This is a genomic window from Bartonella sp. B23, from assembly GCF_053793815.1.
Map to the genome: position 1 here is coordinate 1,436,054 of NZ_CP200033.1, position 18,687 is coordinate 1,454,740.

An 18,687-nucleotide genomic window follows, 5' to 3' on the forward strand; every position below is an offset into this window, starting at 1 on the left:
GATGAATGTAACTCAATAACGATAAGCATACACAGCAAAAAGAAGCACCAAAAGAGGAACAATTACTCTATTAGGTGTTCCATCATTTAGGTGTTCCATCATTTTCTATAGTGACTGCACACGGATCATTTTATACAATTTGTGTGCACACATTTAGTATTCGCACCGCTTGTTTTGTAACAGCATTGCAAAAAATCATTTGCCTGATTTACTATTCTCCCCTTATCGAAAACGCCTTTTCCGCAGTAAGCGTTTTTACATACCAGTCCCCATTGGCAAACAAATAAAAACTCACATCGCTCTTCAAAAATGGAATTTTATGCATTAGACGAGGACATTTTAAATGCTCACAGTATAAACAATCCCCTTCCAGATTTCGCTCTCCTTCCAAATTTGTATCATAACTTATCCTATAATAGATGGTAATGCTCCCTCTTGCTTTTACCATAAACAATAACGCATAACTAAAAACAGAATGAAACATCTGAGATTTTAAATACGGGTTTAAAGGCAAGGAGATTTAGCATGAAGCTTTTTGTAGACAGCGCCAATATTGAAGAAATAAGAGAATTACAAAATCTAAACCTCGTTGATGGTGTCACCACCAACCCCTCCCTTATCCTAAAATCAGGACGTAATATTTTTGAGGTGATAAAAGAAATTTGTACTCTCATCAATGGATCTGTTTCTGCTGAAGTTACAGCAACTCAATTTGAAAACATGATGAATGAAGCAGCTGTTTTAGCAAAAATTGCCGATAATATTTGCATCAAGCTTCCCTTAACGCTCGATGGATTAAAAGCCTGTAAAGCCCTCACAGCACAAGGATTAAAAACAAATCTCACACTCTGTTTTTCTGCTAACCAAGCCCTTTTAGCCGCCAAAGCAGGTGCAACATTTGTTTCACCTTTTATTGGCAGGCTCGATGATTGCGCAAGTGATGGTGTGGAATTGCTTCACGAAATTCGCACAATTTACGATAATTATAACTTTGAAACACAAATTTTAGCAGCCTCAATCCGCACCGTTAATCATATCAAAGAAGCAGCCCTGAGCGGTGCAGATGTTGCAACTGCTCCACCAGCAATCTTAAAAGCACTGGTCAAACATCCCTTAACCGATAAAGGCTTGCAAAGCTTCTCTAGCGACTGGCAAAAAACCGGACAAAATATCGCTTAATGATTTGAAAGACTTTTTGAAAGCAACAATAAAATCTGTTCAGCAAGCTCCTCAGCCACATGCTTGTGTGCATCTTCCTCTGCCTGCATCGTTGCATATTCTTGGCGAAGCCGTTCAAAAGATGCGCTCAGACTTACCGTACTTTCAGCAATAACAACATTTTCCATATCTTGCAAAACATAGGAAACTTTACCCATCACAGTTCCAACCGAAGGTCTCCTCTCTCTCTTTTTTTCAAGATCTACATCTATCTGTACAGACTCCCTTGTAAACGTAGATGTTTTCAATACCAATTGATAAGCTGGAATAGAAGGTTTGCGCCCGTTTCCATAAAGAAGAAACAACAAATGATTGCGTACCATTTGACCAAAACGATCTGAAGGTTCAGCAACGACAATGGAGGCTAATTTTTCGGAAAGACTCAAAGATTTTTGTTTTTGAGACAAATCATCAAAAATAGAATCCACAGAACTTATTTTTATCGAATTCCGCGAGACCTGCTGATAAAGTGGTTCAATTCTGCATCCACACAAAAGCGTGAGAAAACTGGCTGAGCCTACAGAAATAAATTTTCTAAACAACGACATTCACAATCCTTTTTGGAACAATAATTATTTTTTTCACCGATTTTCCAGCCAACTGCGCCTTTACAAAATCAAGAGCCAACACAGCTTCTTCAATCATTTCCTCATCAATGGTTGCAGCAACAACCATCTCACCGCGCTTTTTGCCATTAATCTGTACCGGCAAAGTGTAGCACTCCTCAACAGTTAACGCGGGGTCAAAAACGGGCCAAGGAACCTCAGAAATCAGGGATTTTCCTCCTAAAGCCGCATAACATTCTTCTGCTAAATGAGGCATAATGGGCGCGATCATAGCAAGAAAAAAATCCATTGCCTGACGCAAAGACGCCTTCATCTCATTTTCAACATTCCCTAGATTATTTAGCAAAGGCGCCATAATATTCAAGAATTCATAAAGGCGTGCAATTGCTCGATTAAAAGCAAATTTTTCCAAATCATCTTCCACCGCGCAAAGTGTGCGATGGGCTATTTTTGAGAGTTCCAACGCTGCACCCTGATTCCCAGTGCAAGGCTCCACATCCCTTAACACCGGAGCAGCTGAAGCTACATAGCGCCAAATACGTTGCACAAAGCGATGTGCTCCTTCAACACCAGATTCTGTCCAAATGACATCCCGTTCAGGAGGAGAATCTGACAAAACAAACCAACGCACGGTATCAGCTCCATAGGATTCGATAATCTCATCAGGATCGACAACATTTTTTTTTGATTTTGACATTTTTTCAATCAAACCAATCGTCACCTCGCTTTGATCGGTTAATTTATAAGCCTGTCGTTTGCCATCCTTTTCAACAATTGAAATATCCTCTGGTGAAACCCATCCTTGTTCATCTCGATACGTTTCATGAACCACCATACCTTGAGTAAAAAGCCCCTTAAAAGGCTCATCAACAGTCACATATCCGATAAGTTTCATGGCACGCATAAAAAAACGTGCATAGAGAAGATGAAGAATTGCATGTTCAATTCCACCAATATATTGTTGCACAGGCAACCATTCGCAGATCGCTTGTTTGTCGACAGGTTCTTGTGCAAAAGGTGCAGTAAAACGGGCATAATACCAAGAGGAGTCAACAAATGTATCCATGGTATCAGTTTCACGTTTAGCAGGTTGGCCACAAGCGGGACAAGCGACTTTTTTCCATGTTTCATGACGCTCAAGTGGATTGCCAGGTTGGTCAAAATTTACATCATCAGGCAATACAACCGGTAAATCGGCACGTGGCACAGGAATCACCCCGCAATAGGTACAATGGATCATCGGTATCGGACATCCCCAATATCGTTGCCGCGAAATCCCCCAATCGCGCAATCGAAATTGCACTGTTTTTTTTCCCTGCGGCTGCCCTCCAAGCATTTGTCCTTCAAGCCTTTTAGTTACAGCTTCAAAAGCTTGTTGTGGTGTCAAACCATCCAAAAATCTGGAATTGATCATCACGCCATCACCAGTATAAGCCGTTTCAGAAATCACAAAATCTTCTCTCTCAACCCCTTTTGGTAAAACCACCGGCTGCACACCAAGACCATATTTATGTGCAAAATCCAAATCCCTCTGATCATGCGCAGGACAACCAAAAACAGCCCCCGTTCCATAGTCCATGAGGACAAAATTGGCGATATAAACGGGAATATGTACCGTTGAATCAAACGGATGAACAGCCAGAATTGGCATAAGAAAACCTTTTTTTTCAGCTGTTTCAAGTGCTGCAGTTGTCGTTCCACCACACCGACAATTTTCAATAAAGGCGCTGAGCGCTTTGTCTTTTTGTGCAAAAGCTTGTGCAATGGGATGATCAAAAGACAATGCTAAAAAAGCGGCACCAAAAATCGTATCAGGACGCGTTGAATAACAGACAACCTCATCAAACGCATCACAAACCGCATCAGCACCCTCCACCGTCTTTAAAGCCCAACGAATTAGCACACCTTGTGACTTCCCAATCCAATTCTTTTGCATCGTACGGACTTTTTCCGGCCACTGCTCCAGCTCTTCCAGTCCTGCCAAGAGATCTTCACTAAAATCGCTAATTTTAAAAAACCACTGCGTCAATTCACGCTGTTCCACCAATGCGCCAGAACGCCATCCCCGCCCATCAACAACCTGCTCATTTGCTAAAACAGTGTGGTCAACGGGATCCCAATTCACCTTAGCCACTTTACGCGTAACCAAGCCCTTCTGATAAAAATCTAGAAACAACATTTGTTGACGATGGTAATAATGCACATCACAAGTCGCAAACTCACGCGCCCAATCTAGAGAGAGTCCTAATTGTTTTAATTGCCCACGCATCACGGCAATATTCTGATAAGTCCACGTTTTGGGATGCACTTTATTTTGCATAGCGGCATTTTCCGCCGGCATCCCAAAAGCATCCCACCCCATAGGATGCAACACATTAAATCCCTTAGCGCGTTTATAGCGAGCAACGACATCTCCCATAGCATAATTGCGCACATGCCCCATGTGAATACGCCCAGAAGGGTAAGGAAACATTTCTAAAACATAGTATTTTTCACGGCAATCTTCTTGGACAGTCTGAAAAAGTTTCTTTTCATCCCAAATTTCTTGCCATTTTTTCTCGCGAGCACGTGGATTATAGCGTTCACCTAAATTACAATGTTCAATCGTCATTTTTATGATACTCTTTAAAAATTGAACTAAAAGCTTGTTTCATGCTTGACCACGAATTAACTCTATCGTCAATATTTTCAATAAATATTTTACTAAGTATTTTACAAGGCTCTAACAAACAATCACCTAATAACTGAATAAAAATAGAAAGTACAAAAAGATGAGTACAGCAAATACTTCTACTGATGTCCCTTCCCCTCATACTTCTTGTGTTGAAGCGTGGAAAAACCTTCAAAAAGACATTGCTGAAACATGTCAAAACTACAATCATCCCTTAGATGATGTTGAACTTATCGTTGTTTCAAAAACGGTCTCTGCAGATAACATACACCCCCTTTTACAAGCAGGTCAGCGTCTTTTTGCAGAAAACCGTGTGCAAGAAGCTGCTGAAAAATGGCCTAAACTACGCAAACAATTTGCAACCATTGAACTCCACCTCATCGGTTCCCTACAATCGAATAAAACAGCAGATGCAGTAAAAATTTTTGATGTTATCCAAACCGTTGACCGCGAAAAAATAGCCCAAAACTTAGCTAAAGAAATGGAAAAACAAAAAAAACATCTTCCCTGCTATATTCAAGTCAACATTGGTCTAGAGGCGCAAAAAAATGGTATCGCACCACAAGAAGTGACATCTTTTGTCGACCAATGCAAAAATCACTATGGACTTGATATAATCGGTCTTATGGCAATTCCCCCCGTACAAGAGAATCCCGGTCCCTATTTCGCGCTATTGGCAAAACTAGCAAAAAAAGCGGGTCTCCCAAAACTTTCAATGGGCATGTCTAATGACTTTAAAACAGCTCTTCAATTTGGCTCTAACGTGCTTCGCATTGGCTCCGCTTTATTTGGAACGCGCCCTGTATGAATTTAGTTTTACTGAAATGCAAAGAACCCACTGTGCGGCAAAATTGTTTTCTTTCTGCTTAAACTTTTTTTCCTCTTGCCATTTTTTAAATTCCTAATTTTACGGACATTCTTAGTATTAACAGGTTTAGTTGATATAAGTTTATCCATTGTTTCCACATCTAAAGAAGTGCCAAAATGCAAATTTGTGTATTTTGTCTGCTTTTTAAATTTTGCAATTCACTTTTTTGACATTGGCTTCAATCCCCAATGTTACTCCTATTTTAGGTTCTCTATTGCAACCAAAGAGATTTTTATTTGTCGTCACCTTTGTTAAGGAATAATTTTGTTATAAGATTTTCCAAGTTAAATATTTTTTTAAATAATTATTATTTTTTCCGGTTAATTTGATTTTGTACCGTCTATAGTGAGATAAAAATCAACACTTTTACTATCATCAATCATTTCCTGTCCCCAAGACAAAATCAATGAGAACAATAAAGATGCATTATACACTCATGGAAAAGAATATTGAAAGCTAAATGATCGCGAAAAAAATCAACACAGTTGTACAATAATTTCCATTAAAAACCACGAATTGTATCAACCTCTCCAACCCACATAAACAATTCCCCACACACTTACCAAGTGCGCAAAACAGATAAGGAGAAACTTAAAACATGGATGCAAATTCTGCACCCAAATTCGCATCTAAACCGATAAGCCAAATAAACCTCTAAAATACCCATAAAAGCAAGTGCAAAGAACCACGCTAAGCAACATGGATAGCAATCATAACGACCAAGCGTAACATAAAAGCTTTCTGCATGCTGGAAGAGCAAAATACGGTCAACAATCGCCTAAAAAATAAAAAAGATTACCCAATGCGTGTACACAAAAAACAACGAAACTGTATTTAATAACAGTACAAATATATTTCTTTGTAGTATTTCTGAATCAAGAGAAAAATACCAATTTTTTAGCATTGCCTATTTACTTTTATTATTTTGCTAAAAAAATTATAATCAATGTCATTATTGATAGTATTATAAATAAAAAATACATTATATTTATTTATACATATTTTTATTACTATTTTTTAAAATTATGTTTTACATATTAAAAGAAGTGATAAGCATTTTCATCTATCATGATAACACATTCTTATAAATAGCTAATAATAGCGAAACAGGAAAACAAAGATGGATAGTTCAAGCTCACATAGAGATCCACACTCAACGAATTGATCTACAGCGTATGGCATCCAAGGCTGTTGCTATGCCGTGAAGAGAGAAAAAACAATAATAGGAATTTCCTGTGCAATTGGAGGAGCTATCAGCAGTACATGGGAAGGCCAAATAGCTAAACCGTGGGATGCAGCAACAGACGCTGTAATGGGCGTGCACTCAGGCTATAGAGGTGGCAAAATAGCAGGATTCGTTACAGAACTTGTAGATAAAGCTATAGACTGTCATGGCCACACTCACTGGTAAGAGTGCTAATATTAATTTGTAAAAAATTATCAACAAGATATACTTAAAATCAATATTCTGTATAAAGATATTTACCAAATACATATATTCAAATTCGTATTTCAAATGAATATTCAATGTTTGATGTTTGATGTTTGATGTTTGATGTTTGATGTTTGATGTTTGATGTTTGATGTTTGATGTTTGATGTTTGATGTTTGATGTTTGATGTTTGATGTTTGATGTTTGATGTTTGATGTTTGATGTTTGATGTTTGATGTTTGATGTTTGATGTTTGATGTTTGATGTTTGATGTTTGATGTTTGATGTTTGATGTTTGATGTTTGATGTTTGATGTTTGATGTTTGATGTTTGATGTTTGATGTTTGATGTTTGATGTTTGATGTTTGATGTTTGATGTTTGATGTTTGATGTTTGATGTTTGATGTTTGATGTTTGATGTTTGATGTTATAACTGAAATTTTTATCAATATATATTTATTTATCAATATATATTGATAATGAATATTTTTTATATTATTATGTCTTTGTTAAGATAAATATTTATATATAATTTAGTTTTGTTTTATTTTTTAATTATGTTTATAATTTAAATAATAATATTAAAACAATTATGATAAAATTATTAATAATAACAGTATATTTTACTATTAAATTTCTATATAAATGAATTAAATAGTTATAAAAATTATTATACTTAATTAATATTTTTATTATTTTTATAAAAAATTTGTTTATAATTAAAAACTATCTATCATATCCGTATTATTTGCGAGGTATTTATATGCTTTATTTACAATATTTTGTTTAAAAAAAGAAAACAAAATTAAAAAATAGTCAAATCGATGAATTATACATTACACTCCACTACTGCTTTAAAAGGTAATATTTTTAGGGCGTGTCTAATCGGATACCTCATTTGAGAGTTCCCTTTCCCAAAAAACAAGCAAGAAATTTATTTTAGCTTTTCAATTTATTCGCAGCCTATATGGATCTTTAAAAGATATCTCTCCTTACTCCCAAAAAGATATCTCTCCTTACTTCCAGCTTCATCTCCCAACTTCATCTCCCAGCATATTCAGCGAATGGTATAACAGCAAAATACTGGATGTTAGTATTTTTTACATTTATGGAAATAATAAACCTGCAGCACGGCAATATTCGCCCTTCGAAGATGATTTTACAAATATGCAGATAACCTAAGAACACCCTCATCCCATCTATTTTCAACCTTTATATCAAGTTATTTTTAAACTTTAATTTCTTTCTCGGCTTATAAAAATCTCTCTACAGCAATACGCTCTTTTTGTATTTTTATACAAATTTACATCTCTTTATGATGATATGCTCTATCGCACTTTAGCGCCTTAAAACGGCATAAAAAAGCTCTCTAAAAATATAAACGCAAAGACAAACAGAGCTGATTTTAAAAATTGACTGTGCAAACCTTTGTAAATTAGTCTAATCTTAAGAGGCTTTTTCTTGAATAAAGAGCTCTTTGGAGAAGTTCTGCTAAAAAACACAAAAATATAGCGGCTGATTTTTCCAAATAATAAATTATAATGGAGGGAACCTATGCCTGAAAAAATTTATCCAATACCAGCCAATATCAGAAAAAATGCGCTTATAAACGAAGAGACCTATCAACAATGGTATCAAGAAAGCATCAATGACCCAGAAACCTTCTGGGCAAAACATGGCAAATGCATTGAATGGTTTAAACCTTATACAAAAGTAAAAAACACTTCCTTTAATGGAAATGTATCAATACAATGGTATGAAGATGGAATAACAAATGTTGCCTATAACTGCATTGATCGCCATTTAAAAAACCATGGTGATGACATCGCACTGATTTGGGAAGGGGACAACCCTTATCATGACAGAAAAATAACTTATAATGCGCTTTATAAATATGTTTGTTGTTTTTCCAATATCTTAAAGAAGCACGGCGTAAAAAAAGGCGACAAGGTTACCATTTATCTACCCATGATCCCGGAAGCCATTTACGCCATGCTAGCCTGCGCCCGCATTGGTGCCATTCATTCAGTTATTTTTGCCGGATTTTCTGCTGAAGCAATAGCAGGACGTATTGTTGATTGCGCATCGACTTTCGTCATTACTGCTGATCAAGGCTTTCGTGGAGGAAAACATATCAACTTAAAAGACAATGTTGACCACGCTATTGACATAGCAGCCCGACAGAATGTGCATGTAGATAAAGTCATGGTCATACGGCGTACTTGTGGAAAAATTCATTGGGTAGAAGAACGTGATTTTTGGTACCACGAGGAAATTCCACACGCCAAAACGGACTGTCCAGCAGAAAAGATGAATGCTGAAGATCCACTTTTTATTCTTTATACCTCAGGCTCAACGGGTAAACCTAAAGGTGTTTTGCATACAACAGCTGGCTATCTTGTTTACGCATCGATGACACATAAATATGTTTTTGATTATCATCCTGGTGAAATTTATTGGAGTACTGCTGATATTGGCTGGATCACTGGTCATTCTTACTTAGTTTATGGGCCTTTATGCAATGGTGCTACTACTTTAATGTTTGAAGGTACACCAACTTTTCCCAACAGGGGCAGATTTTGGGAAATTGTCGATAAACATAAAGTCAATACGTTCTACACCGCACCAACTGCTATTCGTGCATTAATGGGCGCAGGAGATTCATTTGTCAAACGCTTTTCAAGAACATCCTTACGTATTTTAGGTACCGTAGGTGAACCCATTAATCCAGAAGCATGGGAGTGGTTTTATCATACAGTGGGGGATAGCCGGTGCCCTATTCTCGACACATGGTGGCAAACAGAAACAGGAGGTCATATGATCACGCCCCTACCTGGTGCAACAAACTTAAAAGCAGGATCAGCCACACGTCCATTCTTTGGTATTCAACCACAACTAGTTGATGCAAAAGGAAATATTCTAGAAGGTGAAGCAGAAGGGAATCTTTGCATTATTGACTCATGGCCGGGTCAAATGCGCACTCTCTACAATGACCATGAGCGCTTTATTCAAACATATTTTTCCACATATGAGGGAAAGTATTTTACAGGCGATGGCTGCAAACGCGATAACGATGGCTATTATTGGATTACGGGACGGGTTGATGATGTTCTCAATATCTCTGGACATAGGCTAGGAACAGCTGAAATTGAATCAGCGCTTGTTTCTCACCCCACTGTTTCAGAAGCAGCTGTTGTCGGATATCCTCATCCCACTAAAGGACAGGGTATTTATAGTTTTGTCACTTTAATGGAAGGAACATCGGCTAGTGAAGAATTGCATAAAGACCTTATTCGACACGTCAGAAAAGAAATTGGTTCCATAGCCACATTGGATAAAGTTCAGTTTGCCCCGCAACTTCCAAAAACACGGTCGGGAAAAATTATGAGACGTATTTTGCGAAAAATTGCTGAAAACAATTTTGATAATCTAGGAGATGTTTCAACCCTTGCCGAACCACAAGTCATTGACGATCTTATTGCCAACCGCAAAAATAGAGAAACAACTGATTAATTTGAAAAACACCAATGGTGACTTTATCATTACTGCCAGAGCTATCTCTGCATTCTTGCCAAAGTCGCCGATAAAAGTAAAAAAAAGCATCGCATAAAACTACTCAATCTCTCTGAAAAGAGATAATTTTTCTCAATAACAAATCAAAAAAGGTTGAAGCAAAACGTTCAAATTATGAAGTATGAATACTAAAAAAATCTGAAAAAAGTAAAATAACCTTTGCCAACCACCAAACATGAAAGACCATTGCTGAATCAAAAACGGACGTGTTAGATTTTTCGTTTCTGCTAGAAACACCTTGGAATTCTTGCTAAAATCATAGATAAAAATGAAATGAGGGGGAACACGATAATTGATAATATTCTTAAAAACAATATTTCTTAATAGTAAATTGGAAACGATGAAAGAAAATATTGAAAATAGTAAAGTATGAAAACAACCAAAATCCTCACGCAATGGGAGAAAAAATCCCTAGGATGATACACTATAAAAGCAGAAGTGGTAACGAAAAGTGATTCATTTTGAAAATGTTGGACTGCGCTACGGAATGGGCCCCGAAGTTCTTCGTGATATTAGCTTTCATATTCCTCCCGGATCATTTCAATTTCTGACCGGTGCCTCTGGCGCAGGGAAAACATCGTTAATGCGTCTTATGTTTTTGGCGCTTAAACCCACCCGTGGTCATATTGATCTATTCGGAACAGATACAGCATTACTCAAACGACAAGAGCTCCCCGCACTACGACAACGTATAGGTGTTGTCTTTCAAGATTTTCGTCTCCTCGATCACATGACCACCTATGAAAATGTCTCTTTACCTTTACGCATTAAAGGACAAGAAGAAGCAACTTATCGCAGTGAAGTTGAAGATCTTCTCTGTTGGGTAGGTCTTGGAGATCATATTCATGTTTTACCACCAGTTCTTTCCGGTGGTGAGAAACAAAGGGTAGCGATTGCACGTGCGCTCATTGATCAACCTGAAATCCTTCTGGCTGATGAACCAACAGGAAATGTTGATCCACCTTTAGCAAAACGTTTGCTCCGCTTGTTTATTGAATTAAATCGTTTTGGAACAGCGGTCGTCATCGCCACTCATGATATCGCACTGATGGAACAGGTCGCAGCACGGCGCATGCTTCTCCATAATGGACGGATGACAATTCATGAATAAATCTTTCTCAATTTTTACAAGCAATAAAAAAAATACAACTGCTATTATTCCCAGCGGCAACATTTCTGGACAAGCACTCATTGCAGTGATTGCTATTATGACATTTCTCTCCAGCCTAACATTGATCGGTGTTGATTTTGTGCAGCGTGCTGCTAAAAATTGGAGTAATCAGATTAGCTATGAAGCAACGATACAAATACGCCCCATTGAAAATATCAACATTGAAAAAGCTCTTCATGATGCGGTTAATTTGGTTAAAACATTTCATGGTGTAGAAAACGCCAAAATTGTTGATCAAAAAACCACTGAAAAATTACTAGAACCATGGCTTGGTGCAGGTTTAACCTTAAATGAATTACCTCTTCCTCGCCTTATCATCGTAACACTAAACGAAAAAGAAGAAATCGACTTTCGTGCCATTAATCACGCCATAAAAACCCAAATTCCAGGAGGCCAGTTTGATGATCACCGTGCTTGGATAAATCGTTTTACAACAATGACACACACAACTATTTTTATTGGTTTTTCAATTTTAATACTGGTTCTAAGCTCACTTATACTCACGGTTATTTTTTCCACACGCAATGCATTGGCAGAGAATGCGCATATTATCAATGTCCTCTACTTCCTCGGCACTGAAACTCTTTTCATTGCACGACAATTTGATTGGCATTTTTTCAAAACAGCACTCCGCGGTGCATTATACGGTGGTGCTGCAAGCGCATTGCTGTTTGCCGCTTTTGGCTTTTGGACAAATTATAACATAGGAACAATAGAAGCCAACCAAGTCACCGCTTTGTTTGGACATTTTTCCATAAGTTCCATTCCTTATGGAAAAATTATCGGCCTTATTTTTTTCGTTTCTTTTCTGACCATGTTTACAAACCGCATAACTATTTTGGCACAACTTAAAAAAATTGATCAATGTGAAGACGGCTTATTTTAATTTTATGACCCATAACTCATATAATTCTCAATCGCTGATACAATATAATCAAGAGCAACCTCTCTATGGGCGCACCAATCTACGGCATCCAGGCCACTTGTTTCGCTATCTGCCCCCAACAGCATTTTCCCTTTTAATAATCACCCTCTTTTTTTATATTGATTTCGTTATTTTTTCTGAAAAAACCGAACAACTTCAACCACCAAATCCTTTACCAAAAGCAGATGCAATCATTGTTTTTACAGGAGGAGAAAACCGAATAGAGACAGGGCTAAATCTCTTACAAAAGAGACTTGGTTCGCGCCTTTTGATTAGTGGAGTGAACACCACAATCAATCTCCAAAACCTACAACACAGCAGGCATATTACACCAAAGCTCTTCACCTGTTGCGTTGACATCGGTCATAAAGCAACGAATACAAAAGAAAATGCTGAAGAAAGCGCGGCTTGGATCAAAAAATATCACTACAAAACAGCTTATATCATCACCCATGATTACCACATGTGGCGCTCTTTGCGTGAGCTTAAATATCTCATGCCTGAAGTCAATTTTATTGCCTACCCTGTTAAAAAGAGTGGCGATGAAAGCGTAATACAACAAATCAATCAGATACGTATTCTTATATTTCAATATATCAAAACAATTCAAGTATACATAAGAACCGTATTCTAGTCTTTTCCCTCCTAATTTTCCACAAGCAACATCATTGCTCTTTGTCAAGCGAAATGTTACAACTGTAAGGACTTGAGATCGTTCACAAAAGGCGTCTTTACGCCTTTCTTTAGTACCCAAAAGCAACTCAACTTATGAGATGTAAGCGAGTAGTTTTGATTGCTTCTAAGAAGTATTGGGCTCCTATTCATCCTAAAAAATAAAGCTTCTTAATCTTCTCCGTTTTTTTAAACAATACAGCTTCTTGTCTAATAGGTTCCACTTTTTGACCATACACCGCTGTTCACCCCATAAGGATTGATAAGCAATCTTTGCCCTAAATATTCTACCACACTTGCTAAAAACACTTCGTGTAGAAAGTTTCCATAATCCTTATCACAAGCCTTCTATCGATGCTGTTTTATCACCACACCCCAAAAGATGCTGTTTTACGTCACAATGGATAAGTTAACATTTTCAATCTCCCTAACTTCTAATTTTGGAAGACTGCGAACAACTTTCATTGTTTCTAAACTTACAGTAATAATTCGTTGAAACAATTCTAAGGGATAGGCTGGATTACCAACTGTTTCAACAGCATAGCGATTAGCATCATTGACAAGACCGCTCGCTTTATCAGTTTTGATAACCTGTCGCTCCATAATCCATTCGAGAGCAGGCCTACCATTCACCACATAATCATAAGCTTCAAGCGGAATATTTTGCATAGTGATCTGCGCATTATAAATCACGGTGCTTTTATCAAGTTCACCGCGTTTGCCAGCAAATTTCATTGCTTCAACACGATAAAAACTCACCTCATCAGAAATATTCCAAGTGCTTGGATCACCTTGTTTATATGTAACAGGATATGGCTCAACATTTTCATAATTCATATGCAAATCACCAATTTTTCGACCAGCTGTAACAAAAGCCCAAAAGTCCTCTACCTTTTTAACAGTTGGAATACGCGGCAATTGTTTAGACAGATTATGCGCATAACGCACACGATAATCCTCAGAATGCAATACCCCATAAACATAATAAAAAAGATCTTCCTTCGTAATCATTGCATCAGGATAAGCTGCCTTAAAATATGCCAACCCTTCATCACTAATTGCATCACGCCGCTGTAAGCCAGCTCTCTTGGTTTGCTCTGCAAAATTTTCAAATAAATGAATTTGGCTCTCCTTTTTATCTTCTAAGGACTCAGCATTTTCATAAATATACCGTGGAAAACATTGGCTAGCATCCATTGTAGCAGAATTAGACAAATCCTTAATCATAAGAGCAGAAAAGCCACTTCTTGCTCCCTTGCTTGTAACTTGTATGACCCTATTTTCAACTGCTTCCTCTAAAGGAAATATACGTGGAATTTGATAAACCATTTCATTAAAAGTACGGTTATAATAGAGCCACTGCCTTGTAAAAGGACGATAAAGACTTTGAACTAAGCAATTATTTTCAAATTCGGAAAATTTTCCCCTTATTAATTCTTCTTTAAGACTACGACTCCAGCTAATCTTTCTAGCATTTGTATTGACAAAATCATTCACAGAATTTGCACGTGCCTTTCGGTCAAAGTGGAGATGTGCAGCATTAAAACGTTCTACTTCACTATTATAGAAGGCAACCATATTTCTCATATTCTTTGCTAAAGCTTCACGACTTGCGTTATATGCCCAAGTGTCACGACCAGTTGAAATACCACAAGAAAAAGTTTCAAAGAGTTTTTTGTCATTACCCTTTTTATCGCCTAAGGCTAAAAATTTTTCAAAATCACTGTTGCGCTGATCCAGCCAATCACCATACTCATCTGGTGTAATAGTCTGCCAACCATGTTCACGCTTGATGCCACCAACACTGCCAAGACGTTGAAGTGCAAAAAGTTTTTCCTTTGTTGTGAGATTGTTACCAATGTTATGATAATAGATTTTACCATGCTCAGCAGCATCTGGATTTTTGATAAACAATGTCACAGCAATCCCTGTCATACTTCCATTTCCAAAAACGTTTTGCCCCTCTTGAGCACACCCTTTGCTCAACATATTTTTGCGAATATCTCCCCGCAAATTAAGAATATAAATGCTCGAGAATTCTTCATTCAATTTTTTTCGCAAACCATCCATTGCTAATTTTTCAGCATAACCAGAACCGGTAACGAAACCAATAACACCACAATCTTTTATGCGATCACTTGCCCACCGAATGGCACGAATGTAACTATCATAAAGCCCATTAACATTGCTCGCTTTGGATTGAGCGGCATAAGTCTCACGAATACGACTATCCAATTTAGGATAACTGATATTCTTTGCATTGTCGTTTTCATTTTTTTGTCCAGTAGAGTAAGGGGGATTACCAACAATCACACGAATATCCAGTTCCTTCTGGCGCGAACAACGTGTACTATTATCCATCAGCAAATCACTAATCAGGTCTTTTTCTTGCTCATAAAGTTGGAAAGTATCGGTCAAACAGATTCCCCTAAACGGGACATAATCTCCCCCCATAAGACTATGATACGTCGTCTCAATATTAATGGCTGCAATATAATACGCTAAAAGCATGATTTCATTGGCATGAATCTCATGACAAAATTTGTGTTTCATTTCCTCTGGTTTTACAAATCCAGACTGTAAAAGCCTCGTGATAAACGTCCCCGTTCCCGTGAAGGGATCCATGATGTGAATACCCGATGAGCCAAGCGTTTGCCCAAATTCAGCCTGTAATACCTCATTCACTGAGTGGATAATAAAATCCACAATCTCAATGGGCGTATAAACAATTCCTAGTTTTTCCACAGTGCGTGGAAAAGCGTTACGGAAAAATTTATCATAAAGTTCCACAATCAACTTCTGTTTTGCTTTTAGATCCGTAATTCCACTTGCTCGTAATTTTACACTTGCGTAAAAATTTTCAAGATCTTTGGATTCCCTATCAAGATTCGCTTCATCAAGCACATCGAGCATACACTGCATAGCACGCGATACAGGATTCTTATGCGTAAACTGATATCCTTCAAACAACACCTGAAATACAGGGCGCGTAATGATGTGCTGTGCCAACATCTCAATCGCATCAGTCTCTGTAACAGCATCGTTTAAGTCATCACGCAGTTCTGCTACAAATTTGTCAAATGCTTGACGCACCTCAGTATCTGGATCAGATAAAATGCCCGTTAAGCGCGTAATATGATTCTTAGCAATCTCAGCAATGTTACTCGCCCAATCTTCCCAATAATCACGCGTACCGCATTTTTTGACGATCTTTGCCATTATCGCGCGAGAAAGCTCATCTACAGAGAAAGAAAACTCCCCTTGTACATTTTCTGTAATCGTAAAATCATACTCCGGTGTTCCAATTCCCGATTGTGCAGGTTGTAACCGAATAGGAAGATCTTCTACAACAGCAGTAACAGCCTTTAACTCAGTGCTTTGAGTGACACCAATAATCTCAATCACATTGCTCACATCTTGCCCTAAAGATGCCTTATTAATCGTAGCATCAAAACGATCATCATGCGCGCGCAAAGCATTCAAAATTTGCCAAACAACTCGATATTTCTCGTTATTGTTTAAAGCCTGTTCAACTGGAATACCAGAAGGAATACCAATTGGCAGAATGACATACCCCATCTTTTTGCCTTCAAAGCGACGCATCACACGCCCAACCGACTGAACAACATCAATCTGACTCTTCCGTGGATTTAAAAAAATGATCGCATCAAGAGCTGGAACATCCACTCCCTCAGACAAACAGTGGGCATTGGTCAAAATACGACAAACATCATCACCACCATCAGCTTTCAGCCAATCGAGCAATGCACCACGCTCCTTCGCATTAAAAGTGCCATCAACATGCTCAATTTCACACTTCAGAGAGTGCCCATTTTCAATATCCTCTTTGCTATAATCAAGATATTCTTTGACAACTGCAGAAAATTCATCACGAATTAATTTGGAACTTCGAATGTCTCTACAAAATGCCAAAGCACGATGCATGGGATATAGATCAGCACCAACATCAGATTTTATATCTTTTTTGGTGAGCGCCTTATAACACCCAATAATCTTGGTTGCATCATCAAGGACAAGTTCAGATTGGGCATCACTAAGACGCTTCTGCACAGCCGAACTCACAAGTTTCTCGTCCATTGCTAATACAATAACCTTGTAGTCGGTTAAAAGATTATTTTGTACTGCCCATGAAAAACCACGATAAAAAAGTGTTTTTCCAAAGAGCTTTTCATCATCCATCGAAGCAAGAACCGCATTCGCTTCATTCGCACGACTTTTTGCATTATCACCAAAAATGCGTGGTGTTGCTGTCATATAAAGGCGCTTCTTAGCACGAATAACGTCATTAGAATGCACCTTAACAAAATTGGATTCATCCTCTCCTACCAGCGTTGCACCTGTTGTACGATGAGCCTCATCACAAATGATAAGATCAAATATTGGAAAACCATGCTGTTTCTGAGCATCAGCAATCACCTGAATGGATTGATAAGTTGCAAACACAACGGTCATCTCATCTACGACACCGTCTTTCGCGCGTTCTGCGAGTTTAGCAGCATCAGTTGTTGCCGGAAAAACAAGATCAAACACATCAATTTCGGCAATATCATTACTACGTTTACGGCGCTTTCCAACCTGTACATCAGAACATACAGCAAAGGATCGTAATCCGATTTCTGCATCCGTTGTCCATTCACGTACCGTCTGTGACATCAAAGCCAAGGATGGCACAAGAAACAAGACAAACTTCCCTTTACCCGCTAAGTCCTCAGCAATCTTAAGACTGGTAAATGTCTTACCAGTACCACAAGCCATGATGAGCTTGCCACGATCTGTTTCAGTGAGTCCAGCCCGCACACAATGCAATGCCTCCAACTGGTGTGGACGGAGTTTCTTTTTATCCTCCAACACAACTTTGCTTTTGGCTGCAAAGATTTCCCAATGGATCGGACTTTCTTGCATATTGGAAAGATTAATCCGTATAACGGGAATATCCTGCCCTCGTATCATTGTTTCAGCGTTTTCACTCCAAGCATTTTCAGTGCTATCCATAATAATACGCCGCTTAAACGGAGCCTTACCTGATGCTGAAATAAAACTATCAATGTCTGCTTTTTTAATCCGATAGGCTGCATCATAAAATTTACATTGGATTGCCGCAAAACCATCTTCATTACGAATCTTTGCCACAAGATCGATACCGGTATCACGACCATCCCAACCATTTTCATGAGCCCAATCTTTAAAGGTTTGAACCTTTTCATACTGTTTAAACTGAAGGGGATCATGTGTCAGATAAGCAAAAGCAAAACGCTCAAAATATGTACCTTTGTCTCGTTCAGTACGTGCTTCATCACGATATATCTGTAAAAGCGATTGTAGCGTCATGCTCCCCCCAATTATCCCCGCGTTTAATATGCCTTCAACTACCGTGCCTAGGCAAATTCGTCAATGTCTGTTACTTCCCCAAAAAATCTTGGCTTACTCGATCTATTGGACATACACTAAAAAATAGTAGAATCTTCTTCCCACCATCCTTGATAAATATCACCCAATAACCCACTAAAGCGTGAAGATTTAGTTCATTATTTTTGTAAGTTTCTTTAATATTCAGGAAAAGCTAAATACAA

The 18,687-nt window shown here is 38.0% G+C and carries 10 protein-coding genes; 7 read left to right on the forward strand and 3 right to left on the reverse strand.

The features are described from left to right. Positions 1-525: 525 nt before the first annotated feature. The gene (fsa, locus tag V4B17_RS06300) at positions 526-1,179 is read left to right on the forward strand and encodes a fructose-6-phosphate aldolase (RefSeq protein WP_455479300.1); all 654 of its coding nucleotides are present in this window, start codon (positions 526-528) and stop codon (positions 1,177-1,179) included. Here fsa and lptE read toward each other — a convergent pair. After that, positions 1,176-1,766, reverse strand: coding sequence for an LPS assembly lipoprotein LptE (gene lptE, locus V4B17_RS06305; RefSeq protein WP_455479301.1), 591 nt, complete (start codon positions 1,764-1,766; stop codon positions 1,176-1,178). The two genes, fsa and lptE, sit on opposite strands and share 4 nt — an antisense overlap. Next, positions 1,753-4,395: a leucine--tRNA ligase gene (gene leuS, locus V4B17_RS06310; protein WP_455479302.1), complete on the reverse strand. Its 2,643-nt coding sequence runs from the start codon at positions 4,393-4,395 to the stop codon at positions 1,753-1,755. Before leuS ends, lptE begins: the two co-directional genes overlap by 14 nt. 160 nt (positions 4,396-4,555) lie before the next feature. On the opposite strand from leuS, the gene V4B17_RS06315 reads away from it, so the two are divergent. The 6 genes from V4B17_RS06315 to V4B17_RS06340 all read left to right on the forward strand — a co-directional run bounded on the left by V4B17_RS06315 (position 4,556) and on the right by V4B17_RS06340 (position 13,058). Further along, on the forward strand, positions 4,556-5,263 hold the full coding sequence (locus V4B17_RS06315; RefSeq protein WP_455479303.1) for a YggS family pyridoxal phosphate-dependent enzyme: 708 nt from the start codon (positions 4,556-4,558) through the stop codon (positions 5,261-5,263). A gap of 1,261 nt (positions 5,264-6,524) precedes the next feature. After that, positions 6,525-6,734 (forward strand): hypothetical protein, encoded by a 210-nt coding sequence (locus V4B17_RS06320; protein ID WP_455479304.1) that lies wholly within the window; start codon positions 6,525-6,527, stop codon positions 6,732-6,734. A 1,575-nt stretch (positions 6,735-8,309) separates the two neighbouring features. Beyond that, positions 8,310-10,268: an acetate--CoA ligase gene (gene acs / locus V4B17_RS06325; protein WP_455479305.1), complete on the forward strand. Its 1,959-nt coding sequence runs from the start codon at positions 8,310-8,312 to the stop codon at positions 10,266-10,268. Between the two features lie 511 nt (positions 10,269-10,779). Continuing rightward, the gene (gene ftsE, locus V4B17_RS06330; protein ID WP_455465962.1) at positions 10,780-11,439 is read left to right on the forward strand and encodes a cell division ATP-binding protein FtsE; all 660 of its coding nucleotides are present in this window, start codon (positions 10,780-10,782) and stop codon (positions 11,437-11,439) included. After that, entirely contained in the window at positions 11,432-12,385 is a 954-nt protein-coding gene (locus V4B17_RS06335; protein WP_455479306.1) for a cell division protein FtsX, read from the forward strand. The genes ftsE and V4B17_RS06335 overlap by 8 nt, the downstream gene beginning before the upstream one ends. Positions 12,386-12,389: 4 nt before the next feature. Then, positions 12,390-13,058: a YdcF family protein gene (locus V4B17_RS06340; RefSeq protein ID WP_455479307.1), complete on the forward strand. Its 669-nt coding sequence runs from the start codon at positions 12,390-12,392 to the stop codon at positions 13,056-13,058. 428 nt (positions 13,059-13,486) lie between these two features. Here the strand turns inward: V4B17_RS06340 and V4B17_RS06345 are convergent, their stop codons facing one another. Next, positions 13,487-18,445: a DEAD/DEAH box helicase gene (locus V4B17_RS06345; RefSeq protein ID WP_455479308.1), complete on the reverse strand. Its 4,959-nt coding sequence runs from the start codon at positions 18,443-18,445 to the stop codon at positions 13,487-13,489. Positions 18,446-18,687: the final 242 nt, after the last annotated feature.

Excerpts from the sequence above, each read along its gene's own strand:
- V4B17_RS06335 (WP_455479306.1), top strand. The coding sequence starts at position 11,432 with ATGAATAAATCTTTCTCAATTTTTACAAGCAATAAAAAAAATACAACT.
- leuS (WP_455479302.1), bottom strand. The coding sequence starts at position 4,395 with ATGACGATTGAACATTGTAATTTAGGTGAACGCTATAATCCACGTGCT.
- V4B17_RS06315 (WP_455479303.1), top strand. The coding sequence starts at position 4,556 with ATGAGTACAGCAAATACTTCTACTGATGTCCCTTCCCCTCATACTTCT.
- fsa (WP_455479300.1), top strand. The coding sequence starts at position 526 with ATGAAGCTTTTTGTAGACAGCGCCAATATTGAAGAAATAAGAGAATTA.
- lptE (WP_455479301.1), bottom strand. The coding sequence starts at position 1,766 with ATGTCGTTGTTTAGAAAATTTATTTCTGTAGGCTCAGCCAGTTTTCTC.
- V4B17_RS06345 (WP_455479308.1), bottom strand. The coding sequence starts at position 18,445 with ATGACGCTACAATCGCTTTTACAGATATATCGTGATGAAGCACGTACT.
- acs (WP_455479305.1), top strand. The coding sequence starts at position 8,310 with ATGCCTGAAAAAATTTATCCAATACCAGCCAATATCAGAAAAAATGCG.
- V4B17_RS06340 (WP_455479307.1), top strand. The coding sequence starts at position 12,390 with ATGACCCATAACTCATATAATTCTCAATCGCTGATACAATATAATCAA.